This is a genomic window from Brevundimonas sp. AC546, from assembly GCF_979258305.1.
In genome coordinates this window covers 1,269,772-1,295,622 of sequence record NZ_OZ409849.1, presented here as the reverse complement: position 1 = coordinate 1,295,622, position 25,851 = coordinate 1,269,772, and the positions used below count along the sequence as shown (strand labels likewise).

General features: G+C 64.3%; 24 protein-coding genes and 2 pseudogenes. 13 read left to right on the top strand and 13 right to left on the bottom strand.

Going from position 1 to position 25,851, the window contains the following annotated elements:
- Together ACZZZD_RS06390 and ACZZZD_RS06385 are read left to right on the top strand one after the other, a co-directional pair.
- Positions 1 to 1,263, top strand: coding sequence for a type II restriction endonuclease (locus tag ACZZZD_RS06390; protein ID WP_428156295.1), 1,263 nt, complete (start codon positions 1 to 3; stop codon positions 1,261 to 1,263).
- A gap of 154 nt (positions 1,264 to 1,417) precedes the next feature.
- A complete protein-coding gene (locus tag ACZZZD_RS06385; RefSeq protein WP_463433676.1) occupies positions 1,418 to 2,986 on the top strand; it encodes a hypothetical protein in 1,569 nt (522 codons plus the stop codon).
- A gap of 190 nt (positions 2,987 to 3,176) precedes the next feature.
- Here ACZZZD_RS06385 and ACZZZD_RS06380 read toward each other — a convergent pair whose 3' ends face one another.
- From ACZZZD_RS06380 to ACZZZD_RS06370, 3 genes are all read right to left on the bottom strand, one after another.
- Positions 3,177 to 4,343: a Fic family protein gene (locus tag ACZZZD_RS06380; protein ID WP_463433674.1), complete on the bottom strand. Its 1,167-nt coding sequence runs from the start codon at positions 4,341 to 4,343 to the stop codon at positions 3,177 to 3,179.
- A gap of 110 nt (positions 4,344 to 4,453) precedes the next feature.
- Entirely contained in the window at positions 4,454 to 5,194 is a 741-nt protein-coding gene (locus ACZZZD_RS06375; protein ID WP_463433672.1) for a hypothetical protein, read from the bottom strand.
- A gap of 193 nt (positions 5,195 to 5,387) precedes the next feature.
- Entirely contained in the window at positions 5,388 to 5,864 is a 477-nt protein-coding gene (locus tag ACZZZD_RS06370; RefSeq protein WP_463433670.1) for a hypothetical protein, read from the bottom strand.
- A gap of 194 nt (positions 5,865 to 6,058) precedes the next feature.
- Here ACZZZD_RS06370 and ACZZZD_RS06365 point away from each other — a divergent pair.
- A pseudogene (locus tag ACZZZD_RS06365) lies at positions 6,059 to 6,408 on the top strand (SDR family oxidoreductase); the annotation flags it as partial.
- Between the two features lie 33 nt (positions 6,409 to 6,441).
- On the opposite strand, the gene ACZZZD_RS06360 reads toward ACZZZD_RS06365, so the two are convergent.
- Both ACZZZD_RS06360 and ACZZZD_RS06355 read right to left on the bottom strand, forming a co-directional pair.
- Complete coding sequence (locus ACZZZD_RS06360) at positions 6,442 to 7,386, bottom strand: carboxylesterase family protein (protein WP_463433668.1); 945 nt, start codon at positions 7,384 to 7,386, stop codon at positions 6,442 to 6,444.
- Positions 7,329 to 7,784 (bottom strand): carboxylesterase family protein, encoded by a 456-nt coding sequence (locus ACZZZD_RS06355; protein WP_463433666.1) that lies wholly within the window; start codon positions 7,782 to 7,784, stop codon positions 7,329 to 7,331. The genes ACZZZD_RS06360 and ACZZZD_RS06355 overlap by 58 nt, the downstream gene beginning before the upstream one ends.
- Positions 7,785 to 7,961: 177 nt before the next feature.
- Between ACZZZD_RS06355 and ACZZZD_RS06350 the strand changes: the two genes are divergently transcribed.
- Positions 7,962 to 9,869 carry a glycoside hydrolase family 3 protein gene (locus ACZZZD_RS06350; protein ID WP_463433664.1) on the top strand — a complete coding sequence of 636 codons (1,908 nt, stop codon included), beginning with the start codon at positions 7,962 to 7,964 and terminating at the stop codon, positions 9,867 to 9,869.
- Here the strand turns inward: ACZZZD_RS06350 and ACZZZD_RS06345 are convergent.
- From ACZZZD_RS06345 to ACZZZD_RS06330, 4 genes and pseudogenes are all read right to left on the bottom strand, one after another.
- Positions 9,842 to 10,912: a LacI family DNA-binding transcriptional regulator gene (locus tag ACZZZD_RS06345; RefSeq protein WP_463433662.1), complete on the bottom strand. Its 1,071-nt coding sequence runs from the start codon at positions 10,910 to 10,912 to the stop codon at positions 9,842 to 9,844. The genes ACZZZD_RS06350 and ACZZZD_RS06345 overlap by 28 nt on opposite strands.
- 170 nt (positions 10,913 to 11,082) lie before the next feature.
- Positions 11,083 to 11,349 (bottom strand): hypothetical protein, encoded by a 267-nt coding sequence (locus ACZZZD_RS06340; protein WP_463433660.1) that lies wholly within the window; start codon positions 11,347 to 11,349, stop codon positions 11,083 to 11,085.
- Positions 11,346 to 11,510 (bottom strand): hypothetical protein, encoded by a 165-nt coding sequence (locus ACZZZD_RS06335; protein ID WP_463433658.1) that lies wholly within the window; start codon positions 11,508 to 11,510, stop codon positions 11,346 to 11,348. Before ACZZZD_RS06335 ends, ACZZZD_RS06340 begins: the two co-directional genes overlap by 4 nt.
- 43 nt (positions 11,511 to 11,553) lie before the next feature.
- Positions 11,554 to 12,254, bottom strand: a pseudogene (locus ACZZZD_RS06330) (IS6 family transposase).
- A gap of 39 nt (positions 12,255 to 12,293) precedes the next feature.
- Between ACZZZD_RS06330 and ACZZZD_RS06325 the strand changes: the two are divergent.
- The 3 genes from ACZZZD_RS06325 (at position 12,294) to ACZZZD_RS06315 (ending at position 13,985) form a co-directional block, all read left to right on the top strand.
- Entirely contained in the window at positions 12,294 to 12,605 is a 312-nt protein-coding gene (locus ACZZZD_RS06325) for a hypothetical protein (protein WP_463433656.1), read from the top strand.
- 68 nt (positions 12,606 to 12,673) lie between these two features.
- Complete coding sequence (locus ACZZZD_RS06320; RefSeq protein WP_463433654.1) at positions 12,674 to 13,270, top strand: MFS transporter; 597 nt, start codon at positions 12,674 to 12,676, stop codon at positions 13,268 to 13,270.
- A gap of 82 nt (positions 13,271 to 13,352) precedes the next feature.
- Positions 13,353 to 13,985: a response regulator transcription factor gene (locus ACZZZD_RS06315; protein WP_463433652.1), complete on the top strand. Its 633-nt coding sequence runs from the start codon at positions 13,353 to 13,355 to the stop codon at positions 13,983 to 13,985.
- Positions 13,986 to 13,988: 3 nt separating this feature from the next.
- Here ACZZZD_RS06315 and ACZZZD_RS06310 read toward each other — a convergent pair whose 3' ends face one another.
- The gene (locus ACZZZD_RS06310; protein WP_463433650.1) at positions 13,989 to 15,560 is read right to left on the bottom strand and encodes a sensor histidine kinase; all 1,572 of its coding nucleotides are present in this window, start codon (positions 15,558 to 15,560) and stop codon (positions 13,989 to 13,991) included.
- Positions 15,561 to 15,745: 185 nt separating this feature from the next.
- On the opposite strand from ACZZZD_RS06310, the gene ACZZZD_RS06305 reads away from it, so the two are divergent.
- Genes ACZZZD_RS06305 through ACZZZD_RS06295 form a run of 3 tightly spaced genes read left to right on the top strand, consistent with a single transcriptional unit; the run spans position 15,746 to position 16,988 of the window.
- Positions 15,746 to 16,267 carry a Dps family protein gene (locus ACZZZD_RS06305; protein WP_463433648.1) on the top strand — a complete coding sequence of 174 codons (522 nt, stop codon included), beginning with the start codon at positions 15,746 to 15,748 and terminating at the stop codon, positions 16,265 to 16,267.
- 20 nt (positions 16,268 to 16,287) lie between these two features.
- A complete protein-coding gene (locus ACZZZD_RS06300; protein WP_463433646.1) occupies positions 16,288 to 16,677 on the top strand; it encodes a response regulator transcription factor in 390 nt (129 codons plus the stop codon).
- A gap of 11 nt (positions 16,678 to 16,688) precedes the next feature.
- Positions 16,689 to 16,988, top strand: coding sequence for a UBP-type zinc finger domain-containing protein (locus ACZZZD_RS06295; RefSeq protein ID WP_463433644.1), 300 nt, complete (start codon positions 16,689 to 16,691; stop codon positions 16,986 to 16,988).
- Between the two features lie 51 nt (positions 16,989 to 17,039).
- Here the strand turns inward: ACZZZD_RS06295 and ACZZZD_RS06290 are convergent, their stop codons facing one another.
- Positions 17,040 to 18,704: an FAD-dependent oxidoreductase gene (locus tag ACZZZD_RS06290; protein WP_463433642.1), complete on the bottom strand. Its 1,665-nt coding sequence runs from the start codon at positions 18,702 to 18,704 to the stop codon at positions 17,040 to 17,042.
- Between the two features lie 197 nt (positions 18,705 to 18,901).
- On the opposite strand from ACZZZD_RS06290, the gene ACZZZD_RS06285 reads away from it, so the two are divergent.
- Entirely contained in the window at positions 18,902 to 19,477 is a 576-nt protein-coding gene (locus tag ACZZZD_RS06285; RefSeq protein WP_463433640.1) for a helix-turn-helix transcriptional regulator, read from the top strand.
- A 271-nt stretch (positions 19,478 to 19,748) separates the two neighbouring features.
- Positions 19,749 to 20,579: an alpha/beta fold hydrolase gene (locus ACZZZD_RS06280; protein ID WP_463433638.1), complete on the top strand. Its 831-nt coding sequence runs from the start codon at positions 19,749 to 19,751 to the stop codon at positions 20,577 to 20,579.
- A 425-nt stretch (positions 20,580 to 21,004) separates the two neighbouring features.
- On the opposite strand, the gene ACZZZD_RS06275 is transcribed toward ACZZZD_RS06280, so the two are convergent.
- Positions 21,005 to 22,294 carry a metallophosphoesterase gene (locus ACZZZD_RS06275; RefSeq protein ID WP_463433636.1) on the bottom strand — a complete coding sequence of 430 codons (1,290 nt, stop codon included), beginning with the start codon at positions 22,292 to 22,294 and terminating at the stop codon, positions 21,005 to 21,007.
- 329 nt (positions 22,295 to 22,623) lie between these two features.
- Between ACZZZD_RS06275 and ACZZZD_RS06270 the strand changes: the two genes are divergently transcribed.
- Complete coding sequence (locus tag ACZZZD_RS06270; RefSeq protein WP_463433634.1) at positions 22,624 to 24,852, top strand: TonB-dependent receptor; 2,229 nt, start codon at positions 22,624 to 22,626, stop codon at positions 24,850 to 24,852.
- A 562-nt stretch (positions 24,853 to 25,414) separates the two neighbouring features.
- Here the strand turns inward: ACZZZD_RS06270 and ACZZZD_RS06265 are convergent.
- Entirely contained in the window at positions 25,415 to 25,753 is a 339-nt protein-coding gene (locus ACZZZD_RS06265) for a transposase (protein ID WP_463433632.1), read from the bottom strand.
- Positions 25,754 to 25,851: the final 98 nt, after the last annotated feature.

Genomic DNA, 25,851 nt, shown 5'->3' with positions numbered 1-25,851 from the left:
GTGAGGCACGGAAGCCTGTCCGCCTATTTCCAAGGGGTCGCCGCTAAGAGGCTGGCGGCGGTTGACGCCAGTTCCGCCAGCTCTAACCAGCACGAAGTTACGGGCTCGGAGCCGCTTCTGCGCATCCTTGGCGATCAGGACCGCAAATTTCCACGCGGCGGCTCCGACTGCCGCTTTCCCAGCACCTATATCTGGCTTGGCGGCGAGGGCGAGGCGCTGACGGAGGAGGGCCAGCTTTCGTGGTACGACGCCCGCCGGAACGTGGCCACCCGCCGTGCGGAATGGCGCCTCTACTATCAGGATAATCCCATTACCGAGCTGATGCGCCCGGGTGACACCCTGTTCATCGCGCTCAGACCCGACGGCCAGCTGATGTTCATCGTCACGCCGGAAAACAGCACCGGCGAAAGCCAGTTGCTCTGGCTGTTCGGTCTTAACCCGCAGCCTCAGCTTGAGTTTGAGCCACGCAATTTCGGTCCGGACACCGATAGCGAAATCGACTTTTCCGCCCGCTTTATTCTGGATGAACTGGGAATCGAGGCCGAGGAACCAGAGTCCGATCGCCTCGACGCACTGCTCGAGCCATATGGTATGGCCTTTCCTAAGACGGCGGTCTTTTCCGACCTGGCGCGTCAGTCGCTTCCGGATCTGTCGCCCCGGGACGAACCCGACAGGACCCTGATGGCCTGGATGGAACGTGAGGAACTGCTGTTCCGGCGCCTTGAACGGCGCATCGTGGCTGACCGGATCGCGAACGGGTTCCGGTCATCCGATGGCGAGGATGTCGACGGCTTCCTAGCCTTTTCGCTCAGCGTCCAGAACCGGCGCAAGTCGCGAGTTGGATACGCCCTCGAGCACCATTTGTCGGCGATCTTTTCAGCCAACGAGGTGCGATTCCAGCAAGGGGCAGAGACCGAAAACCGAAACAAGCCCGACTTCCTATTTCCCGGCGAGGCCGCCTATCGTGACCCGAATTTCCCCGTTGAGGCCCTGACCATGCTTGGCGCGAAATCAACCGTGAAAGACCGCTGGCGACAGGTTCTGTCGGAGGCGGTCCGGCTTCCGAACAAACATCTTTTGACCTTGGAGCCAGGGATCTCGGTCAACCAGACTGAGGAGATGGGGGCGAAGGGTCTGCAACTCGTCGTTCCAAGGGCCGTCCACACAACGTATCGGCCCGCCCAGCAACCGCTACTTATGGATCTTGCCGGTTTCCTCACGCTGGTTCGGGGCCGCCAGCAAATGCTCGATGTAGTCATTTGAACCATCACCCAAAGCCGATCTTCTCTCTGCTTGAGGGCCCTAACAGGTGCCCGGCCGCGGCGGGACTGATGCAGGCGCTCCTCTGCGGTCGGGCTTTCAGCCGCGTCGCTGAGTGCCCGGCCGCCGGCCGCCGCGCATGAAGCTTGGAGATCCAATGCCAGAAGATTCCGGCGGTGCAGGGCAGACGTCTACGGACGCGATATTCGATCTCTCTGCTATATCCCCGGAGCAGGCTGCGGTCTTACGCATCCCGACTAGACATGAGACAATCATCTTCATACCTCTGGACAGTATTGGCGTCACTAACTCGCCGCGGGATATCGTCGATGATCTCGGCATGGCCTCATGGTGCTGTGAGCAGCTTGCGGCGTGCGGCGACAGTGTCGCTGCCGAACACGACTATCCGGTAGGCACGCACAAAACCCGGATCAAACTCACGATTGCCGGCGCGAATGGAAAGCTCGCCGAGACCTTAGGCCGTTGTTCTGTTGTCTACACTGCCGTCGATGATGACGATGAAGCGGGACAGCGCCGGTTTCAGGATGCCTACGAAACGGTACTGGCCTACCGGGGACAGCTTGAGAGTGGCATCTACCACGCTCGGGTTCCTGAGGTTATCGACTGGTATATGGCAAACCTGATCGGGGGTGCGTTGTGGGAGATTCTCGCCGATGCGCCTGACCTGTACGATACGCTTGTCAGCCAGTTTCCGGAGCGAAGGACCGGCTTCTGGAAGAGCGCTTTCAGCAGCCGCTTCGCGACCACCTGCTACGCCTCGCCCGACAGCTGGATTCTTCCCCGTGACATCGAACCCGACGTATTTTTTCAGGCGACCCGGCAGCAGTACCGGATGTCAAACTTCATCAGGGCCAGCGTTCTGACCATAGACAACGCCTCCTATGTGACCGGCGAGGGTGTGTTCGCTTTCTTTCCGATGGCGCAATACTTCCGCTCTCGCGCCTGCGTGAGCCTGACCCGGGAATTCGATGAAGACGAATACCCGGTCCTGTTTGACTGGTCGAAGGCGGCGTTCAGCCACTCCCCGTGGCTCGATGCGTTCGGCCCGACCTCCGAACGATCAGATGCCGAACCCGTCTCCGGCCGGATGGAGTGTCTTGTCGATCCGGACAGTACACTCGTCATTGTTGGCGATGGGGAGTTCAGGTACCTGATGTACGATACGCGCCCGGTTTCCATGGACCGGATCAAGCATGTCCACCATCAGCTGGGCCTCACCAGTGAGGCGCTGGCCGGCAACATCGGCCTTTCCTTCCATCCGAAATACGACTGGGCCGCGCTTGATGATGAGCGTTTTGAAGAACTTTGCTACGACCTGATCTTCGCTCACCCTAGATTCAATTCGGAAACCATACGCAAGCACGGAAAATCACGCTCGCGCGATGGAGGTCGTGATATCGAGGTGTACGAGACCGTCCGCTACGGCGCTTCGCCGCGGAAATGGATTTTCCAGTGCAAACTGGTCACCTCGTCCGCCTCTCTATCGGCGACAAAGCTTCAGGACATTGGCGACCTGATCGACCACTACGGAGTCGGAGGGTTTGGCGTCATGACGTCTGCGCCGATTGACGCCACGCTGTATGACAAGCTCGACGGCGTGTGCAGCCGCCGTGGAGTTGAGCAGCTCAATTACTCGGGACTGGAGATCGAGCGATCGCTAGTGCGAAACCAGACCATTTCTCGCCGCTATTTCCCTAGGCCTTGAGCATTGCGAAGTCCCGGAAGTGCCGGTGAAGCGGCGGGCTCCGAAGAGACACCGCGATCGGCCGAACGCGGACATTCCCTTCAATGGCAATTTGGCGTCTGGTGTCCGTCTCAATCCCGATGTCCCCCGTTGGCGCCTTGGTAGGCGTCCTACCGTGGCTACCCGAGACATCGTTGAACTGGCCACGCGTCTAGCCGTCGCCTCGTGCTTTCTCTGCTGAATCATTAGAAGCTGTCGTCTTCTCAACGTTCGTTCTCTCCCCGCTAGCAAGCGAGTAGCTCGTGCTTCGCCCGCCGGCTCCATCTCTCATCAGCACTCCCCGCTGTACCAAATCGCTCATGTCGCGCAGCGCCGTGTCCGGCGACGTCTTCGCCAGTGCCGCCCATTTGGCGTTGGTCAGCTTGCCTTCGAAGCCGTCGAGCAGGCGATTGAGCACCTTTTTCTGGCGTTCGTTAAGCGGCTGGTCGGCCAGGGCGTCCCAGAAGCGCGCCTTACGTATGACGCTGGCCAGGATGGTCTCGGCGCCGTCGAAGGCGCGGTCGAGACAGGCGATAAACCACAGCAGCCAGGCGGTGATGTTCAAGCCGCCCTTCTGCGTAACCTCCAGCATCTCGTAGTAGGCTTTCCGCTCGGCGCGGATCTGGGCGGACATGCTGTAGAAGCGCTGCGGCGTGCCCTCGGCGCGGGCCAGGGCGAGGTCGGCGATGGCGCGGGCGATGCGGCCGTTGCCGTCGTCGAAGGGGTGGTTGGTGACGAACCAAAGGTGGGCGACGCCGGCTTTCAGCACCGGATCAGGTGAGGCGGCTTCGAACCAATGCAGGAAGGCGGCCATTTCGGCGTTTAGTCGGCCGGCAGCCGGGGCTTCGTAATGGATGCGTTCGCGGCCGACCGGGCCTGAGACGACCTGCATCGGGTCGCCGTCTGGTTGGCGCCAAGCCCCGACGGTGATCCGGCTCATGCCGCTTCGGCCCGTCGGGAAAAGGGCGGCGTGCCAAGCGAACAGGCGGTCGGACGTGAGCTGCTGGGGGTAGTTCTGAGTTGCGTCGAGCATCATTTCGACGACGCCCTCGACGTTGCGATCAGCCGGGACCAGGCCGACGACGTCCATGCCCAGGCGGCGGGCGATGGAGGAGCGGACCTGGTCTCGGTCCAGGACTTCACCCTCGATCTCGCTGGACTTCAGCACGTCCTCGGTCAGGGTGCGAAGGACGGCTTCCTCGCGCAGCGGAAAGCCCAAGGCCTCCATCCGTCCGATCAGCCGGCCCTGGCGATGGCGGACGGCGGCGAGCGGTTGCGCGAGGGCGCTGTCGTCCCAAGTCAGGTTGGGCCAATCGGCCAGTTCGTGGATGTAGGTCATATTTGCCGCGCTTTCTGCGGTGAATGTGGAGGCTATTCGCCGCAAGGGCAAGATCTAATCCACGCAAAGTGTGCGGTGAATGTCGGGTGTATTCGCCGCCTGCGTCTTGATCAGGCCGCGAGTTGCCGGGCGCCACAGGGCTGCAGCGCGATGGATACGCCTCTCGCCGCCAGCGGCTCGCCCACGAGATCCGTCAGTCGGGTGAAGGCAATGGGGCTAGTGCAGAGGATGCGCCGTTCGTCGGGCTCCCATCTGGCGCGATCTAGGTAGCTCACCGCCGCACCTTCCCCGGCGATTTGCACGACCGTCTGGCGGATTTCAGCTTGAGCGAACGGGATGACCCGCGCCAGCGTCGCAGCGCCGCTGTCCGGTCGTCGGCTTTCGGCGGCGCGAAATCTTTTAATGGGTTCATAAAGGTATTGTCGGTCACCGGTGACCGGTTTTCGTGTAGATGATGTCCGCTTTTCTGGCGTTTGAGCGGTCGCCTGCGTCCGCTTTTCGCGGGTTTGATCGGTCGCGGATGTCCGGTTTTGCGGCGCCTCGGCCGCTTCGTCGGGAACGGTTGCGCGGCAGATGTTGGTGCGGCCGCGTCCCCGGCGGACCTCGACCTCCAGATAGTCGGCGGTCTGAAGCTCTTCGAGCAGGCGTCGCAGTTGGCGGGGGCTGACGCCCAGGCTGGTGGCCATGCTCTCTTGGCCGCGCCAGGCGCCGCCTTCGCAGGGGTTCAGGTCGTGGAGGATGAAGCCGGCGACGGCCTTGGCCTGGAGGCTGATCTTGGGATCGCTGGCGATGCGCTGATGCCAGGCCAGTTTTTCGGCGACGAAGTTTTCCGGATCGAGGCGGCGGGTCATCGGCGCGCCTCCGACGTTGCGGCCGGGCAGGGCAGGGGGTAGAATGCCTTCGGCCTTGAGTGTTGTGCCAAGCCCATTCGAACCCCGTCGAGCGCTGCAACGCTGGCGGGGTTTTTCGTGACCGGGAGGCGTCCCGAGGGGTTAGCCAAACGAGAAAAATCCCTAGGGATTTCAATATACGCCTTACACCCCGTTAGACGAAGCAAGATGTTGAATTCACGAGAAGAAACGACTTCCTCTCTGTCCGCCACCCGCGTTCAGAACTGTGAACTCCGGCAAAGTCTGAATCAGGATTTGTTGCTGCGGATGCAACGACGTGGGTCGAGCCCTGAATATTGATTTCCCCAGGCCCGACATCCACACGCGTGACAAGCGCACGGACATATCGCCGGCTGATCTGAGGTGGTGCCGAAAGGAGATTCTGGCGCAGTCGTGATGACAGTCGTTCAGCGTCTTCCAAGCCAATTGGCTTCAGTTCCTCGCGCATCTTGGCGGTCCGTAGTCGGACAAGCGTACGCAAACGGTCTTGCTCGGTCTCCATTTGCATCTGCTTCTGACGCACCGTGTCGGTCTCGGCCAACTTGCCTTCCAGCAGCATGTCCACCAACTTGGCCTGCTTCTTCTCCAAGGCGGCCAGCACCCCGGGCGAGAGCCGGCAGGTTCGTTTCACTCTGACTTCGAACGAACTGCGCTACTGGAGTGCGGCTGAGCGGGAATGGTCCTCGATCCCGCGACATTCGATGTCTGGGTGGGGAGATTCCCGCGCTGAACTGAAGACCGGCTTCACGGTGGCCCCATGAGCTACGCCGGACGTTTCGCAGGCCGCACCGCCCTCGTCACGGGCGGCGCCTCGGGGCTGGGCAAGGCTACGGCCGGATCGTCAATGTCGCCTCGGTCGCCGGCAAGGAAGGCAATCCCAGCGCCAGCGCCTATTCGGCGTCCAAGGCGGGGGTGATCGGCTTCACCAAGTCGCTGGGCAAGGAACTGGACGGCAAGGGCGTCATCGCCAACAGCCTGACCCCCGCCACCTTCGAAAGCCCGATCCTGGAGCAACTGCCCCAAAGCCAGGTCACTACATGCGCTCCAAGATCCCGATGGGTCGCCTGGGCGAGGTCGACGAAAGCGCCGCCATGGTCTGTTTCATGGCCTCGGAAGAATGCAGCTTCACCACCGCCTCGACGTTCGACACGTCCGGCGGACGCACCACCTATTGAGCCGAAATCAGACCCGTCGGTCTGGCCGTGAGACTAGGGTTCGACCATCAGCCTCGCACCGCCGTCAGCGTCCAGATCCATCATGGCCCGATGCATCGCGGTCGCGGTCGGCCATTGCGGCAGGCCTTGACCGTTCGGATCGCCGGTCTTGACGAAGTTCAGCAGATAGCCGCCCGCGACGGCGCTGGCCGACCGATCCCGGGCCGTGGTCCGGTCGCCATACTTGGCTTCGACAGTGCGGAAGAAGAACGGGACCTCGGTCGCGTGCGCGGCACCGCGCGTTTCGGGCGTGCGGTCGCTGTCGGCCACATAAGAGAAGCGGTAGTAGTGGACGGGTGCCCCCTGGGCGCTGATCCGGTCCGTCATCTGGCGAGCTCCGGCGATCATGAAACCGCTCGGACCGCCAATGTCGTCGCTGGTGGCGCCGATCATGATCGGGATGCGGGGAAAGCGACCGGTCTCATAGGCTCGGACAGGATCGACGGCGATCCGGCCGTCGACGACGGGACTGCTAAAGGTGCGCAGGCCTTCGGCGGGCGCGAAGAGGGCCATCATGTTCAGCCCGTCCGTCACCTGTTCGGCGGAGAGAACGCGCAGCTTCTCCATGGCGTCGGGATCGTCGGCGGCGATGTCGTGGCGGGCGGCGAAGGCCAAGCCAGTCGCCTCCGCCGTCGCCACTGTGGCCGGTCCCATGCCGCCGGCTCCGCCCGACTGAATGACAGCCTTTTGGAACAGGCCCTGGGACAGGGAAGAGGTCAACAGGGTGTGGACCGACATGCCGCCAGCGCTTTCGCCGATGACGGTCACGTCGTTCGGATTTCCGCCGAAAGCCGCGATGTTGCGCCGGACCCAGTTCAGGGCGGCGATCTGGTCCAGAAATCCGTAGTTGGCCAAGAGGCCGGCGTCTGGGTTTGCGCGGGTCAGGGCCGGATGGGCGAAGGTTCCGAAACGGCCGACCCGATAGTTGAAACTGACCACGATAACGCCGTCCTTGGCCAGTTCGGCGCCGGAATAGGTGGGGGAGAGGCGCCGCCGTTGACGAAACCGCCGCCGTAGATCCAGACCATGACCGGCAGGCCTGTGGTCGCCCCCGCAGGTTTCCACACGTTCAGATACAGACAGTCCTCGGCCGGGGGCGTCCCCAATGGCGCGGCGTCGCTGGGGAAGGGCGTCTGCATGCAATCATGGCCATAGGCATTCGCCTCGCGCACGCCGGTCCACGTCTCGACGGCCTGAGGCGCACGCCAGCGCAAGGGGCCGACCGGCGGGGCGGCGAAAGGCACGCCCTTGAAGGCGTCGACACCGCTGTGGGCGATGCCGCTCAGGACGCCTGATTCGACGGCGACCCTTGGTGTGGCAGTCGTTTCGCGGGCCATGACGGCCTGTGGCATGAGCAAGGACAAGACGGACAGACCGCCTGCTATCATCGAAGGAAAATGGGTCACGTCGGTCTCCGTCATCCAGTGTGCGGCATGGAGGCTTGGCGCCGTCCTGTCGATTGGTATAGCGCTAAACTCAATCCGTGAAGTACGGGATCGAGAAAGGGAAACCCCATGAGAGCTCCGATCTGTCTGTTCCTGACCGCCGTATTGGCCGCGCCGACGGCCGCCGCGGCGAATCCGACCTGGCGCGACTTGAATCACAACGGCCAGCTTGACGTTTACGAGGACGCTCGCCAACCGGTCGACGCCCGTGTCGAGGATCTGGTGGGGCAGATGACGGTCGAGGAAAAGGCCGGGGCCATGATGCACGGCAGCCTGCCGGCGGGCGACTCTCTGGGGCATGGCGGCGAGGCCTACGATCTGGAGGCCGTGGGCGAGATGATCGCAAAAGGTCATCTCAACAGCTTCATCACCCGTCTGGTCGTGCCGCCCGCCCAACTGGCCGAGCAGAACAACGCCATCCAGAAGCTGGCTGAGGACGCGCGGTTGGGGATTCCGGTCACCATCTCGACCGATCCACGCAATCACTTCCAGGCCGTGTTGGGCGCCAGCACTGCAGGCGGCGGTTTTTCGCTGTGGCCGGAAACGCTGGGTCTCGCCGCGATCGACGATCCCGAATTGGTGCGCCGGTTCGGCGATACGGCGCGCCGCGAGTACCGCGCGGTCGGCATTCACATGGCGCTGTCGCCCCAAGCCGATTTGGCCACGGAACCGCGATGGTCGCGCGTGACGGCGACCTTCGGTTCGGATCCCGCCTTGGTCTCGCGGATGGTCCAGGCCTATGTCGATGGGTTCCAGGGCGGGCCGGACGGCGTCAGGTCGGACGGCGTAGCCACGGTCGTCAAACACTGGGTAGGTTACGGCGCTCAGCCTGAAGGCTTCGACGGTCATAACCAGTACGGTCGTGTCGCGCGGCTGAACGACGACAGTTTCGCCCAGCACGTCGCCGCCTTCGACGGAGCCTTCGCTGCTCACGCCGCCGGCGTCATGCCAACCTATCCGCTGCTGGAGGGCGTGACCTATCGCGGTGCGCCGCTTGAGACCGTGGGGGCGGGGTTCAACGCGCAACTGCTGAACGGCTTGCTTCGAACGGAAAAGCGGTTCGAGGGAATTGTCCTGTCCGATTGGGCCATCACCAACGATTGCCCCGAAACCTGTTTTGCTCCAACCGCCGAGCGTCCGCAGGAGCCCCAGGCCATCGGCATGCCCTGGGGCGTGGAGGCGTTGAGCCAGCCGCAGCGGTTCGCCAAGGCGACCATGGCGGGCGTCGACCAGTTCGGCGGAGTGAACAGCCCGGGCCAGCTTCTGGCAGCGATCCGGGCCAGTGAAATTCCGGCTGAACGGCTGGATCAGTCAGTGCGGCGCATCTTGCGCCTGAAGTTCGAACTGGGCCTGTTTGACAATCCTTACGTCGATCCAACAGTCGCAGGTCAGGTCGTGGGCGACGCCTCGTCCCAGTCTCTGGCCGACGCGGCGCAGAGGCGAGCCCAAGTGATCCTGGAGGATCGGCCTGGCGACAAGCGCGCGGTTCGCACCGTCTGGCTGTATGGCATCGACTCGGCCGAGGCGGCGCGGCGTGGCTGGACCTTGGTCGAGGATCCGGCCCAGGCTGATCTGGCGGTTCTTCGTATCGACGCGCCGTTCGAACGTCTGCATCCGAACCATTTCTTCGGCTCCCGCCAGAATGAGGGACGTCTGGATTTCCGTGAAGACGACGCCGCATATCAGGCTGTGGTCAAGGCGCGTGCGGCGCGTCGCAGCGTGGTCGCGGTCAATCTGGATCGTCCGGCGGTGCTGACCGACATTCGCGACAAGGTCGACATGCTGATCGCCACCTTCGGTGCCAGCGATGCGGCTGTGCTGGACGTCGTCACTGGGCAGGCGAAGGCCGAGGGTCGTCTGCCGTTCGAACTGCCGTCCAACATGGCGACCGTCGAGGCACAGGACTCGGCGTCGCCGGACGACAGCGCGGCGCCTCTGTATCCGCGCGGTTACGGCCTGGGCGCAGAGACCGAATAGACGGCGGAAGGAGCGGGGCCGGTCGAGCCGCGTGCGATCAGCGTATGAGGCGTCACCCGATCCTGCAGGATGACGGGAGGCGCAGCGGATGCTCGGGCCGATGTGATCAGGGCGCCGACCAGGGTCGCGATCGCCTCGTCGGCCATCTGCGAGACGGGCTGAAACAGGGTGGTCAGCTTCGGCTGAACCCGCAACGCCAGAGGGCTGTCGTCGAAGCCGGCGATGGAAACGTCGTCGGGGACGCGCAGGCCACCCGCCTGGGCGACGGCGACGGCCGCTGCAGCCATGTCGTCGTTGGCGGCGAAGACAGCCGTGGGTTTGCCGCCCGAGCCCAGCAGGGCGGTCATGGCGATCAAGCCGCCATCGAAGGTGAAGTCGCCTTGGAAGATCAGGTCGGGATCGGCGGCCAGTCCAGCGTGAGACAGGGCCTCCTCGAAGCCGGCCCGACGGGATGCGCTGCTGGAATGGGACGGCGGACCTTGAATGTGAGCGATGCGGCGATGTCCGAGATCCAGCAGGTGACGCGTCATGTCGAAGGCCGCCTGCCTGTCGTCGATGCGAACGCTGGGAATATGAAGTTGGGGTCGTCCCGAGGAGAGCGTCATCAGCTTCAGCGGCGCCAGCGCGGCGATGTCGGCCTCGGTCAGGGTTTCGCCAAAGGGCGGCGCCATCAGCACGGCCTGAGCCCCGCTGCTTTTTAGCCGCTGCAGGGCGTCGCGCCCGCCGCACGGGTCCGACGGTCTCCATTTTTCGACGATGAGTTGCGCCCCCAGGCGGGACGTGGCGTCGATTACACCCAGGACCATGCTGCTCAGATAGCCGTGGTCGAAGTCCGGAAGGTGCAGGCCGATCCGCAGTGGCATGCCGCTGGCCAGGCTGCGAGCGGCGAGATTGGGAACATACCCCAGGGCGCTGATCGCGTTCTCGATGGCGGCGCGCGCTTCTTCACCGACAGGCTTTCGACCAGATAGCAGGTTGGACACCGTCATGGTCGAGAGGCGGGCGCGCCGGGCGACATCCTGCATGGTGACGGTCTGCGTCATTCGCCTTGGAGTTCTGGCCACCGGTCGCCTAGCCCTTCATCAGACGCCCTTCTTCTCGACGGCGTTCGCGACGGCGTCAATGTCGGACTACGAGGATGTCGGGCCGGCGCACCGGTTACTTTTGCTCAGATCCCAGGCCTGTCAGGACGAACTGCTTGGATCAGGGTGTGTCATTCGCTCTTTCGATTCAGTCCCAGACCGGCGCCCTTCCAGCCGTACCAGGCGACGACGGCGAAATAGACGGCGGGCAGAAGGAAGGCGATGTTGGCGCCGTAGGTGTCGGCGATCTTGCCCATCGGCCAGGGCAGCAGCACCCCGCCGCCGATAGCCATGACCATTAGCGAGGACGCCTTCTTGGTTCCGGCGCCCAAACCGGTCGTCCCCAGGGCGAAGATGGTCGCAAACATGGTCGACATGAAGAAGAAGACGGCGATCACGGCAACCGGCGAAACGATGTCGATCCTGCGGCGACGACTAGGGTCAGGACCACATTGATGACGCCGTAGGCGGTCAGCAGGGCGCGTGGCTTGATCTTCAGCAGCAGGACGGTGGCGAAGAAGCGGCCGACCAGATAGCCGATTGCGGCCAGCGACAGCATGAAGGCAGTACTGTCAGGTTAACGGCCGCAGGACATAACTTGGTCAGCCGCACATGATCTCAGGCGGTAGCCACTGCCCAGGCCTCACCAGCCCCCGCCGAAAGCGACGGAGGTTCATACGGCTGATGAGATGTCGTTGGGCGTAGAAGGTGTTATAAATCGCGACGTGGGTGGTGAGGAAGCGCTGGGCTGAAACCTGGGATTTGAAAAGCTGCTGCTGCCGCTCTCGTCGGCGGATCGGGAGGTGGGAGTTTCCGCTCGATTGTTTTCTCGAAGCCGGCTGGGAAAATGTCGGCGCCGCAGGCCCAGCTGGCCCAAGGCCGCTTGGTAAGACGCGAGCCCATCCGTCACGATCTTCTTCGGCTCAATGGGCTGGTTTCGCAGCAGGCGCCGGAGCAGCTTCAAGGCCGCTTCGGTGTCTCGCCGTCTCTGAACGACGACGTCCAACACCTCGCCTTCATCATCCACGGCGCGCCATAGAAACATGCGCTTTCCGCCGATGGAGCAAACGACCTCGTCGAGGTGCCCGCCTGGAGACGGGCGAAGCTTCTTCAGCCGTCGTGCGATCTGCGGCCCGAACTTGATGGTCCAGCAGCGGATGGTCTTATGGCTGACGTCGATCCCGCGCGCGGCCATCAGCTCTTCGACATCGCGAAGGCTGAGGCTGAAGCGAAAGTAGAGCCGCACGGCCTGCCGGATCACCGCCGCTGGAAAGCGATGGCGCTCGAACGATAGTGGCTTCACGAAATGCGATCTCCGATCAGACCCTTAAGCGGCCCTGAAGTGGGACAAGTTAGCGTTACACTGACAGCACCGTTCGTCCTGCTGACCCTTGCGCTGGCGGCGACGGCGGCGGCGCCCGGTGCGGCCCTGGTCATCGTCGCCTCGCTGGTGGTGGGGGTGACGGCGACCGTCGCACAGCAGATCGTGCCGTTTGCGGCCCACCTTTCGTCGCCGGCAAAGCGGGGCGCGACGGTCGGAACGGTCATGTCAGGCGTCCTGTGCGGCATCCTTCTCAGCCGGACATTGGTGGGCTTCGTCGGCGCGCACTTTGGCTGGCGTGAGATGTTCTGGCTGGCGCGCCGCTGGCCCTGATGGCCGGCGGATTGATGTTTGTAGCCCTGCCCACAAGCCGGCCCGATAGCCGACTGTCCTATCCCGCCTTGCTTCGCACACTGATCGACCTGTGGCGCGAGTTCCCGGCCCTGCGGCTTGCCGCCCTTACCCAGGCGCTGCTGTTCGGCGCCTTCGCCGCATTCTGGACCATACTGGCGTTGCGGTTGCAGGAGCCGCGCTTTGGCTTGGGCTCCGATGTGGCGGGCCTGTTCGGCGTGGTCGGGGCGGTCGGCATCATCGCCGCACCGATCGCGGGCCGGGTGGCGGACCGGCGCGGGCCGCATGACGTGATCGCGCTGGGGGCGCTGCTGACCCTGGCGTCTTGGATACTCTTCGGCGCCTGGACCTCGATCGCCGGTCTGGTCGTCGGGGTCATACTGCTCGATTTCGCCGTGCAGAGCGCCCTCGTGTCGAACCAGCACGTCGTCTACGCCCTGCGGCCTGAGGCGCGCAGCCGAATCAACACCATGTTCATGGGCTCCATGTTCCTGGGCGGCGCGGCGGGTTCGGCGATCGCCACGGTCGCCTGGTCGCGGTTCGGCTGGACTGGCGTGGTCGTGCTGGGGGCCGTTGCGGCGGCGATTGCTGTCGCGCTTCAGGTTCACAGCCTGATGGCCTGGAATCGAACCGTCGGCCTGTCCTAGCCCTTGGTCGAGCTTGCACTGGATTGATCTGACGGCTCAGCTTCCGTAGGCAGGTGGGACGTGGATCATCCGGGAGGGGCGATTGGCCGGAACTGAACAGGATGCGCCGGTCGTGATCGTGATCGACGACGATCCGATGGTGCGACGCGCCCTGGATTCTCTGTTTCGATCCATCGGTTTGGCGACCACTCTTTATGAGTCCGCGACAGCCTTTCTGGCGGCTCAGGCCCCCAACCGGGTCAGTTGCATCATCACCGACGTCCGAATGCCGGGTGTTAGCGGACTGGACTTCCAGAAAGCGCTGGCGGCGCAGGGCGTCACGACGCCGGTCATTGTGATCACCGGACATGGCGATGTGCCCATGTCCGTGGGTGCGATGAAAGCCGGGGCTGTGGACTTCCTGACCAAGCCCTTTCGTGATCAGGACTTGATAGACGCTGTCAACGAAGCCCTGGAGCGCGACCGTCGAGCGCGAGAACGCGCCGGGGACGTGGCCGGCGTCGAGGCGCGCTATGCCCAACTGACGCCGCGCGAGCGGCAGGTGATGGACCTGGTCGTCGGCGGGCTGATGAACAAGCAGGCGGCGGCCGAACTGGGTCTGAGCGAGGTCACCGTCAAACTGCACCGATCAAGCCTGATGCGGAAGATGCAGGTCCACACGGTCGCGGATCTCGTGCGGCTGTCTCAAGACCTGACGCCCAAGGCCCGCGCCTGACTGTCAATCGACAAGGACTGGCAAGGAAATCGACAGCCGGGCGCCGGCGCCCGGTTCGGAGATGATGGCGATGGTTCCGTCGTGCGCCTCGACGGTCGAACGGCAGATCGCCAGGCCCAGGCCCATCCCCTCGGCCTTGGTAGTGTAGAAGGCGTCGAATGCGCGCAGGGCGCTGTCGGCGTCGAACCCCGGGCCATTGTCGATGATGTCGATGACGGCCTGGCCGTCGTGCAGGCGGGTTCGCACAGCGACGGTCGGACCGGGCGTTTCTGCGGCAGTCATGGCCTGGGCCGCATTCATCACCAGATTGACCACCACCTGTTGCAACAGGACGCGATCCGCCTGGATGACGGCGTCGGCGGCGGCCAGTTGCGCGCTGATCGTAATGCTCATGCGGCCGAGATCGTGATGGACCAGACTCAACGCCTCAGTCGTCAGCACGTCAATGGCCACCCGTTCGGTCTCTGGCCTGTTGCGGCTGACCAGTTTGCGCACCCGCTTCACCACGCCGGTGGCGTGGCGGGTGGCATGCAGGACGTCGGCCAGGGCTTCACGCGTCTCGTCCAGATTGGGTGGGGACCGGTCCATCCAGCGCAGGGCCGCTTCGGAAGAGGTCATGATGGCGGCGAGCGGCTGGTTCACCTCGTGCGCGATGGAGGCCGACAGCTCGCCCATGGCGGCGGCGCGCAGGGCTTGGTCGGCCTCCTGTTTGGCCAGGTCGAAGGCGAGCTGAAGGCGACGACGCTCAGCGATGTTCAGGATGACCGCCTGGATCCGATCGGTTTCGCCGCCGGGCGGCGGGAAGGTGATGGCGACGATGATCGGTATGGTGCGACCGTGCCGGTCCAGCACATCGGTCTCGGCCTGATAGTAGCTGTGTCCCTCTTCGAACGCGACCAGGAAGTCGATGAAGCTGCCGCCCGTCGGCGGCAGGATTTCCGCCAGCGTCTGGAAGAAGTCTTCCTTGCGTTCGACGCCCAGCAGCTTCAGCGCCGTGTCGTTGGCATCGGTGATCGGAATCATCTGCTGGATTTCGCGAACGAACTCGGGGCGCTGCATCAGATAGCCGCGTAGATCCTCAACCCCCGTCTCGCGCAGCCGCCGCAGGGCTATCGTAAGCGGGGCGAGATCGTGCTCCCATATGCCGACGGCCAGGGTATCGAAGATGTTGCGATAGCGCGCCTCGCTGACCCGCAAGGCCGCTGCCTGGCTCAGCAGCGTCTGGCGGTCCCGCAAGGTCCTGACGACCAGAAGGCCGGTGATGCTGATGGCGGCGATGCTGACGCAAAACCGCAGCAGGGTGGCGAATTCCGGGTTGGGTCCGTGGTCGTACAGGAGGCTGAAGGTCGCCAGCCCGATCATTCCCGCAAACAGGAACTGGATCTTTCGCACGGACAGGAACTCGCCCAGCATCAGCAGCGGCACGACGTAGAAGACGGCGACGGCGCTGATCAGAGGCGTAAAGGTGTCCAGCAGGAAGATGGCCAGGATCAGCGGAGGGCTGATCCAAAGCCGCAGGCGGCGCAGCGCCTTGGAGGCAGGCCAGGGTCGCGCCTGATCCGTTCGGACTGACATCACGCCTGCTTCTCCCCTGCTTGCCGCCCACGCTTACGGCAGGGAGCGACGCGGCGGCAACGAAAGGATGGGGCGGGCGATCCGATGTCCGCATTTGCGTCCAAATTTCAGAGGGCGCGAGCAATAGGTTTCCGACACGCCGGCCTAGGGTGCAATCAACGGACAAGCCCCGAAAGGACCGCGACATGGATGATCAAGCCCTCAAGACCCGCCGCCTGGCGCCGCTTCGGACCCCGACGGGTCTGACGACCGAAGCGACGCAGGACATCGGCGGCGCGTTGAACGCCCTGCTGGCCGATGTCTTCGCCCTCTATCTGAAGACCAAGAACTTTCACTGGCACATGTCCGGTCCGCACTTCCGCGACTATCACCTGATGCTGGACGATCAGGGCGACCAGATCATCGCCATGACCGATCCGATCGCCGAACGCGTGCGCAAGATCGGCGGAACGACCCTGCGCTCCATTGGCCAGATCAGGACGCTGCAGCGCGTGCTGGACAACGACACCGACTATGTCAGCCCCGAGGACATGCTGGCCGAGCTGCGCGACGACAACGCCGACTTGGCCCAGCGCATGCGCGCCGTCCACACCATCACCAGCGATCTGGGCGACGTGGCGACCACCAGCCTGCTGGAAAACTGGATCGACGAGACCGAACGCCGCGTCTGGTTTCTGTTCGAGACCAGCCGTCGCGGAAACGTCTGATCACCCTGACTGGCTCGCCTTTGGCGGTCGCCGAGTATCGTAAAATGCAGTCGCCCCCTCTGGTCGCAGTCGTCGATGACGACAGCATGGTTCGTTCCAGTCTGACAGGACTGCTGCGGTCCATGGGGCTTCAGGTGCGCGCGTTCGACTCCGCCGAGGACTTTCTGGCAGTGTCGAACGAGGTGGTCGATTGCGTGATCTCCGACATGCAGATGCCCGGCTTGAGCGGCCTGGCCCTGCAGCGGGTGATACGCGCCAGTCGACCCGCGCTGCCGGTGATCTTCATGAGCGCCTTTCCCGACGCGATGACCCGCACGCGGGCCTTGGCGGAGGGGGCGTGCTGTTATCTGGAAAAGCCGTGTTCCGCCGATGATCTGTCGCGCTGTCTCGACCGCGCGCTCAACCTGTGACCGAGGCCGCCATGACCTGCTCCCATCTGAACACCATCGCGCATGTGACGCCCAGCGCGGCGGGATGCGAGGAATGCCTGAAGATCGGCAGCTGGTGGGTGCATCTGCGGCTGTGTCGCGAGTGCGGGCACGTCGGCTGCTGCGACGACTCGCCGAACCGCCACGCCCGTGCGCATTTCGAGGCGACCCGGCACCCCATCATCGAGGGTTACGATCCACCCGAGGGCTGGGGCTGGTGCTACATCGACCAGCAGGAGGTGGATATCGGCGCGCCGACGGCTCATCCGGGACCGATCCCGCGCTTCTTCTGAACGCCGTATCGAACGGCCGCCTCGTTCGAGAGGCGGCCGTTGTCGTTCGCTTCAATCCTGATCGACGCTCGCCAGATAGGCATGGATGGCCTGGACCACGACCGAGCCTTCGCCCACCCCCGCCGCCACGCGCTTGACCGAGCCGGATCTCACGTCGCCGACGGCGTAGATTCCCGGCCGGCTGGTCTCGTAAGGTGAGGCGCCGGGCGCTGTCTCGGACGGTATGCCTGTGATCACGAACCCGCTGTCGTCCAGCGGCAGGCAGTCCTTGACCCAGTCCGTATTGGGGCGTGCACCGATCATGATGAAGAGAGCGTGCGCCGGCACCTGCGTCTGGGCGCCCGTCGATCGGTCGGTCCAGATCACGCCGGACAACAGATGAGCGCCCTCAAGCTTCGTCACCTCGCTGTGGGCATACAGGGTGATGCGCGGCGAGCGGTGTATACGTTGGACCAGATAGTCCGACATAGTCGCCGCCAACCCCGGCCCCCGCACCAGCAGATGTACATGGCCGACGTGCTGCGACAGGTACATGGCTGCCTGTCCGGCCGAGTTTCCGCCCCCGACCACGACCACGTCCAGACCGCTGCAGAGTTTCGCCTCCATCGCGGTAGCGGCGTAGTGGATGCCGTGCCCCTCGAACCGGGCATACTCCGGGACATCCAGCTTGCGATAGTGGGCGCCGGTCGCCACCACCACGGCGCGGGCCTGAACGACCTGATCGTCTTCCAGCCGGATCGTGAAGGGATGGGCCGCGCAGTCCAGCGCCACGGCGGCGCGAGAGATGGACATGCGGGTCCCGAACTTCTGCGCCTGAACCAGGGCGCGCCCTGCCAGGGCCTGGCCTGAGATGCCGGTGGGAAAGCCCAGATAGTTCTCGATCTTTGAGCTGGTGCCTGCCTGACCGCCGGGGGCCAGGGTCTCGATCACCGCCGTCGAGAGCCCCTCCGACGCGGCATAGGTCGCCGCCGCCAGACCTGCAGGCCCGGCGCCGACCACCACCACGTCCCAGACTTCGGCCGGGTCGAACCGCTCGGTCAGGCCCAGGTGGTCGGCCAGGTCCGGCAGGCTGGGGTTGGACAGCACCGCACGGTCGGGCGAGATCACCACGGGCAGATCGCCCTCGCCGACGGAGAAGATCTCCATCAGATTGGCGGCGGCCGGGTCCGTCTTGGGGTCGACGGTGCGCAGCGGGTAGGAGTTGCGGATGATGAACCGCTCCAGTCGCTGGGTGTCGCCGTCATTGGGCTCTCCGATCAGAACCACGCCCGCCTGGCCGTGATAGAGGAAGCCCATCCGACGCAGGATGAAGGCGCGCATGATCAGCTCGCCGATGTCCGGTTCGGACGACATCAACCGCGAAAGGTCGCTGTGATGCACGCGGATCACCCGGCCGTCTGCCGTCGAGCGCCCCTCGACCAGCAGCGCGCGTTCCGACACCTGGTCCAGTTCGCCAGTGAACTGATGCGGTTGGTGGGTGATCAAGATCTCGTCGCCGCCAGTGTCGCTTTGGCGAACGATGGCGATCTCGCCCGTCACCACAACGAAGAAGTCCGCCCGTCGATCGCCGCGCCGGAACAGCACCTGACCTGCGGCGACGGCTTCCTCCTCGCCGTAGTTTCGCACGCGCGCCATCATCTCATCGCTCAGCCGGGGATAGACCTGGGCCGTGCGGGCATAGGGGTCGTCCGTGATCATGGGGTCGGCGGATGACATGGCGATCCTTCAAGCTGGCGATGACGACATCATCGCTGAAGCGGCGTTTGCAAGCTTGGATGAAACCCGCGCGGCCCAAACCCCTACCAAAGGATAGGGGGGCAAGACCAAGTCGGTATTCCACCACCCCTTCGTGCGATGGCGGACCAGGGCGGGGTCGATCAGTTTGGGTGCAGGACAAATCCCTGGAGGCCGCCATGACCGACGCACTCGTTACCTTCCCGCAAGCCCGCATCGGCGCGCCGACGGTGGAAAACCTGGGACCGACCGCGTTCCGCATTCTGGCTGAAGTCGAAGGCGCGCTGGATCGCAACGCCGCCGCCGCGCGCCACGGCGTGGGTCAGCTCCAGGCACTGCTGCGCGCCCTGCCGGTGTGGTCGGGCGAGGCCTATGATCGGTCGCGTGAACCGGTCCGCGCCGGCGGACCGACGCGCGGGGGGCTGGCGCCCTGGCAGATGAAGCAGGTGGCGGCCTTCGTCGACGCCAGCCTGGACGGGCGGATTTATGTCGAGGACCTCGCCACGCGTGTTCGCCTCAGCCCCAGCCATTTCTGCCGCGCCTTCAAGGTCACGACCGGCGAGACACCGCACGCCTATGTCATGCGTCGCCGCCTGGATAAGGCCAAGACCCTGATGCTTCAGACCGACGAGAGCCTGTGTCAGATCGCCGATGCCTGTGGCCTGGCCGATCAGGCCCACCTGACCCGCCTGTTCCGCCGCCACCTGGACACCACACCGTTCCAATGGCGTCGCGAGAGTCGCATGGCCGCCTGACACGCTCGCCGATGCAACGGCGCCAAGTGCAGCGGTTCGGTCCAAGACCGCGCCGGACCCCAGGGTCAATCTGCTGGAGTCGCTTACGGGCGCGGCCGCACCGCGTGACCCACTGGGACCTGTGCAAATGACGGCATTCGTATCCGACTTCCCCCAGGCGTCTCGTCGCGGCCTTCTGGCCGGGGGCGCCGCGCTCGGACTTTCCTCCCTTCTTCCTTCCCTCGCCTCGGCGGCCTCGACCGCCTCGGCATTTTCAAACGGAGACGACACCATGGCCTACGTCACCACATCGGACGGCGTTGAAATCTTCTACAAGGACTGGGGCCCCAAGGACGCCCAGCCCATCGTCTTCCACCACGGCTGGCCGCTGAGCTCGGACGATTGGGACGCCCAGATGATGTATTTCGTCTTGAAGGGCTTCCGCGTCGTGGCGCACGACCGGCGCGGCCATGGTCGCTCGACCCAGGTCTCAGACGGCCACGACATGGATCACTACGCCGCCGACGCCGCTGCGGTTTATGAGCATCTTGGACTGACCAACGCGGTCCACATCGGTCACTCGACCGGCGGCGGCGAGGTCGTTCGCTATGTCGTCAAACACGGCGCAGGCAAGGTCGCCAAGGCCGTGCTGGTCAGCGCCGTCCCGCCGCTGATGCTGAAGACCGCCGCCAACCCGGAAGGCACGCCGATCGAGGTGTTCGACGGCTTCCGCGCCAGCCTGGCGGCCAACCGCGCCGAATTCTACAAGGCCGTCGCCTCCGGCCCCTTCTACGGCTTCAACCGTCCGGGCGCGACGCAGATGCCGGCGGTGGTCGACAACTGGTGGCGTCAAGGCATGACCGGCGGCGCCAAGGCCCACTACGACGGCATCAAGGCCTTCTCGGAAACCGATTTCACCGAAGAGCTGAAGGTTATGACCGTGCCGACCCTGGTCCTTCAGGGCGACGACGATCAGATCGTCCCCTACAAGGATGCGTCCGTCAAAGCCGCCGCCCTGCTGCCGAATGGCACGCTCAAGATTTATCCAGGCTTCCCGCATGGCATGCTGACGACGCACGGCGACGTCATCAACCCGGACCTACTGGCCTTCATCCAGTCCTGATCAGCCGAGCTGGAAAAGTCGCCCGGCAGAGATGCTGGGCGGCGTCTCACAAATGGGAACAGTCGCATAGATGAGGACATCGCCTATAAGTTCGTCGGGCAGAGGTGGTGATGAACCACAAGCGAAGCCAAGGCATATCCGCTTTGGCGACGGAGGGACGCAAATGTCTTTGACAGTGGCAACCTTTCGCCAACACCTTCCTTCACGGAACTTCCACTTTTGGGCGAAGTGACAATGTCCGCATCTGGCGGATACTGTTGAAAAAGTCAGGTAGCGGCTGGAACGGCGGAAAATGCGAGCGGCGCGTGAATGGGCCGCCCACGGCGGGCTCGCCGACTCTTTCAGCAGTATCGGTGGGAAGCGGTCATTGTCCCGAACAGGCAGAAAGCCGAGAAGCATCCTTGATGCGGATGGCAGCTTTGCCTCTAAGCGAATCGTTCGGCTTTCATGAGGGCGGCGGCCGATGACGTCTTGACCGTCGGCCCCGTCACTTCTTCGAAGCTGAGGTCGGTCGTTCCGAAATATTCCTGCTGGTTAGTCGCGCACCAGTCCGTGGTGACGATGCGGACCGGCCTGAATGTTGTTGAAATGGCCGGGGCATAGAGGAAGTCGCCGCTGCGGTCGGCCAGGGGCATGGCGCGGTCCTGGTTGGCGCGGGCGATGAAGCCGTCGAACTGGGCGCGCGAGACGGTGGCGACCATCAGTTTTCCGTCGAAACGGACAATGGAATCGAAGACGTAGCGGCTGATCGGCCCGGCCGGAACGCCGGTGCCTAGAGTAGTGTGGCCGATGAAGCCGGCGTCGGCGCCGGCCGCGTCGGCAAGGCCGGCGGCGACAAGTCGACCTGTATCGCCCAGTGAAAGGGCACGAGGGCTGATCCCCAGGATGGCCCGCTCATCGTCGGTCAGGTTGGCGGTCAGGGTCGCGGCGATCAGGTCCGCTAGGGCGGGAGACGCGGGGTCGTCCAGCGCGACCGGCCGGGACATGGCCGTGACCGAGCCGTCGGACAGGAACTCGGCCACCGTATAGGCGGCGGTCCAGGAGCCGGTGTGGACATAGGCGCTGCGGCCCTGGCGATGCTGGAACAGCAGGTGGTTGTGACCGCCGATCATCAGACTGCCGTCCGGCAATAACGGCAGGATGTCCCGGTCGGCCGCCACCCCGGCGTGGCTCATGACCAGGACCAGATCGGCTCCGGACAGGTTGTCGGGGAGATTGGCCGTCGCCCAGTCGGCGGCGGCCGGGATCGACAGCTGCTCGCGCGAGGCCTTTGGGTAGGTGCCCAGCGAGTCGGTCGCCATGCCCACGACCCGCAGCGAACGGCGACCGAACGGCATCGTCGTGGACGGGTCTGCATAGCCGGCGCCCGTGCGCGTATCACCGATGGTGCTGACGACATGAACGCCCAGGCTCTTCATCCGGGCGACGACCTGGGCCAGGTCGGGGGTCAGGTCGTTGTCGTGATTGCCCAGGTTGAACACCGTCGGCGCGATCGCCGGCAAGGCCGCCAGGAAGGCCCAGTCCACCACGCCACCCGACCGCACGGCGACGACATTGCCGTGCTCGAAGATGTCGCCGTCGATGGCGATGACATGGGGGACGGGGTTGGAGCGGACTTCGCTCTCGAAGGCGGCCAGCAACTGGGCGGTCCGCTCATAGGCCGAATGCATGTCGGATACGGCCAGCACGCGGCCGATCACATCCGTCCGTTTCATGCCGATCAGCCCGGGCGCGAACGCCGTCGCCCCGGCGAGTTGCAGGAGCCGGCGACGGGAGGGCGTGACGAGGGGCATACGCGATCCAAACGATGTCTGGGAGGGCGTGCGGAGCGGACTCACGCACGCTTTCAACATCGCATTTCGCCCCTCTCGGCACAATGCCGGCATCCGCTGCCCAAGCCTACGCATGACAGATTGTCACACGAGTGTGGCTGCGTCTTCAAAGGTTCAAGAAACAGGCGCGCTCTGCACTAGCGGCCGTCGCTGCGAAGCTCTACGGCGTCGCGCGACAAGTCCTCCTCCCTGTCGCCAAGGAAATCTCGCCCATGCTTCGCCAAGCCCTTCTGGCCGCCACCGTCAGCGGCATCGCCCTGCTGAGCGCCGGCTCGGTTCTCGCCCAGACGACGGACACCGTCGCCGGCGTCGACGACATCGTCGTCACCGCCCAGCGTCGCAGCGAGAACATCCGCGAGGTGCCGTTCGCCGTCACCGCCCTGAACACCCAGACCCTGCAGGACGTTTCGGCCGGCGGCGCCGACATCCTGTCGCTGTCGGCGCGCGTGCCCAGCCTTCAGGTCGAAAGCTCGAACGGCCGCTACGCGCCGCGCTTCTACATCCGTGGCCTGGGCAATGTGGACTTCGACTTCACCGCTTCCCAGCCGGTTTCGGTCGTGCTGGACAATGTCGTGCTGGAGAGCGTTTATCTGAAGGGCTTCCCCCTCTTCGACGTGCAGCAGCTGGAAGTTCTGCGCGGTCCGCAGGGCACCCTGTTCGGCCGCAACACGCCGGCCGGCGTGGTCAAGATCGACACCGTCAAACCCTCGGACGACTTCACCGGCTTCGGCTCGCTGACCTACGGCAACCTGGGTTCGACCCGGGCCGAGGCCGCCGTCACCCTGCCGGCGTCGGACACACTCCAAGTGCGCGGCGCCATCCTGTGGAATCATCGCGACGACTGGGTGAACAACGCCTTCAACCCGTCCTTCGCCAACGCGGACAAGGACGATCTGGGCGGCTTCAACGATCTGGCCGCGCGCGTCCACGTCGCCTGGACCCCGACCGATCGTCTCTCGACCCTGCTGACCTTGCAGGCCCGCGACTATGACGGCACGGGCACGATGAACCGCGCCAACGCCCTGACCAAGGGTTCGAACGAACTGAACGGAAACTTCGATCGCGACACCGTCTATTACGACGGCGGCCGCAACAACTTCCAGAAACAGAAGACGACCTCGCAGTCGCTGCAGGTCGCCTATGATTTCGGCCCCGCCACCCTGACCGGCATCGTCGGCTCTTACCAGGGCTGGTCTCAGGGCGACGGCGACATCGACGGCGGCGTGGCCACGGCTCCGGCGACCGCCCCTTACAAGACTCCGTTCAACTCCGAGACCGGCACCCTCTCCAGCGACCTGTTGCAGAACACCTATGAGCTGCGCCTGGCGTCAAACGGCGACAGCCGGATCGGCTGGCAGGTCGGCGCCTTCTATTGGGACGAGCGGATCAACCTGGTCTCCGGCACCTTCAACGGCACGGGAAACCCCGCACCAACGCGGGTGACCGACATCGTGCAGAAGTCGGATTCGTGGTCGGTGTTCGGTCAGGGCAGCTACAAGCTGACGGAAGCCCTGAAGGTGACGGCGGGCGTCCGCTACACCGACGACAACCGCGACTACAACGGGCGCATCGTGTTGGGGACGGGCGCCGGCGGCACGGGCGCCGTTTCCGTCGGCGATGAACAGGTCAGCTGGGACGTCAGCGCCCTCTATGAGGTCAACGACAGCCTCAACCTGTTCGCCCGCGCGGCAAAGGGTTACCGCGGTCCGTCGATCCAGGGCCGCAACCTGCCGGTCCTGACCACGGCCGACTCCGAGACGGTCATGTCCTACGAGACCGGACTGAAGGCCCGCCTGCTGGATGGCCGCGCGCGTTTCAACGCGACGGCCTATGTCTATGAGGTCAGCGACATGCAGTTCACCGCCATCGGCGGCGCGGACAACTCCAACCGTCTGATCAACGCCGACAAGGGCGAGGGTTACGGCCTGGAACTGGACGGCGACATCGATCTGGGCGCGGGCTTCAGCCTGTCGGCCGGCGCCGCCTGGAACCACACCGAGATCAAGGACAGCGACCTGCTGGTGGCCATCTGCGGCGCCAACTGCACCGTCACTGATCCGATCGTCACTGTGGGCACGACCCGTCGCGCCAACATCGACGGCAACCCCTTCCCGCAGGCGCCGGAGTACACCGCCAACCTGACGCTGAACTATGTCCGGTCGCTGGGTAACGACACCGAGCTGTTCGCCTCGACCGACTGGGTCATGCAGAAGGACTTCAACCTGTTCCTCTATGAATTGGTCGAGTTCATGCAGGACACGGCGTTCGAAGGCGGCCTGCGCGCGGGCTGGCGCGACCTGAACCGCGGCATCGAAGCGGCCGCTTACGTTCGCAACATCACCGACGAAGAGAACGTGATCGGCGGCATCGACTTCAACAACCTGACCGCCTTCGTCAATGAACCGCGCACCTACGGCGTGCAGCTGACGAAGCGGTTCTGAACATAAGTCTTCCGGTGGGGCGCGTTAGCTCCACCGGAAAATCCGAAAGCGATATGGCGATCTAGGCTTTTCGAACTGACGACGTTTCAAACTCGCGGTCGAAATCCCGCCGACTGGAACCGCGGCTCAGTGGATGTCGCGACGCGGCGTAGTCCTGAAGGTGAGAGCTCGAACCCAAGGGTATATCTACATCATCCTGCCGGTGACGTACTTATCAGCTGGGGAGCGAGCGTTGCGCCATCCGGAAATGTCTGCTTTTCGCGGAGAGGTGAATGTCCGCTTCTCTAACCGGGCATGGGGGTCAAGCTCGTTTGTGATCCTTGTCGGCCTGATCGATCACGCGGGTCACGCTTCTCTTCGCAGTCTGTATGGCCCCTTGCGAGCGGAGCCGCTGCACGTATGCATGGGATCAGAGTTCTGGAGAGCCTCGCTTTTGGACGCGCTCGAAGCGCAGCAGTCATTTTCGGCTTCATCCATCCCGTCATCCGCATGGGACGATCCGGCCAGGATCGGTCTGAGGCTTTGGTCAGGTCATGTCGTAGCCTCCGATCCGAGCCGGAACTCAGTACCATCGACCCACATGCGATGCAGGACGACAGCGATCTTTCGGGCGACCGCCACGATGGCACGCCGGCGGCCCTTGGTTTTCATGAGGCGCATGCCCCAGGCCTTTCAGGCTCGACCACTTGATTGAGCGCATCAGCATGGCGTTGGCGGCAGCATAGAGGGTTGCGCGCGCATCGGAGTCGCCGGCGTGGGAGATGCGCCCGGGATTGTCCTTCTCGCCGGACTGGTAACGGCGAGGTGTCAGGCCGAAGTGGGCACCGACGGTGCGCGAGCTCTTGAAGCGGGCAGGATCATCGATGGCGGCCTTGAAGCTGAGAGCGGTGATCTCGCCCACACCGGGCACGCCCATGAACCGGGTGCATACCTCGTCTTCATGAGCAGCTTTCTCACGCGTCGGTCCAACTCCATGAAGGTGTCGAACAGCACTTGTCG